The sequence below is a fragment of the Vibrio sp. D173a genome (assembly GCF_030248475.1).
The window spans coordinates 1-543 of the sequence record NZ_JAHGAH010001008.1 but is presented as its reverse complement, the minus strand read 5'-3'; the positions used below and the strand labels follow the sequence as shown (position 1 = coordinate 543).

1 protein-coding gene is annotated in these 543 nt (G+C 45.3%); it reads left to right on the top strand.

Features of this window, described 5'->3' with window-relative positions; genetic code table 11:
* The coding region (locus KIV40_RS30915; RefSeq protein ID WP_285353115.1) for a CBS domain-containing protein at positions 1-320 on the top strand (320 nt) is incomplete at its 5' end.
* Between the last annotated feature and the right edge of the window lie 223 nt (positions 321-543).

The following is a 543-nucleotide window of genomic DNA, read 5'->3' as shown; positions in this document are numbered from 1 at the left end:
AAAAGGTCGTTGACCTAATGAGCCGTGATGTTGTGGCAATTGATGCAAACGACAAACTTGTGGATGTGGCTGAATTCCTATGTATCGACAAAGAGCAACTTTACCCAACATCTATCATGGGCATCGCGACTCGCTTTACGCCTCTGTCTCTGGAAGAGCGTGCTAAAGCGATGAAAGTGAGCCAACCACACATGCTTCCAGTTCTAGAAAATGGCGAAATGGTGGGTGTTCTGACTCGTGCTGAAGTGATGCATGCACTACGCCCTATCTACGGTGACCGTCTAAACGTAGTGAAAGAGACTGAACTGGAAACCGCTTAATCACAAGTGGTAACACGTTAAATACTCTACGTTAGTTACTTATTAGCGGGAGGATGCGACAACACGGGAACAGTGTGCACCATGAAAAGACTCAAGGCTTAATAACGAAAAAGACGCGAAGCAATGGCTTCGCGTCTTTCTATTTTTATAGAGCCGAGCTCAGTTGTTTAGGTTCAGTCTATTCAACTTACTTCTTCACGCCTTCAACGTGCAGTTCCATATC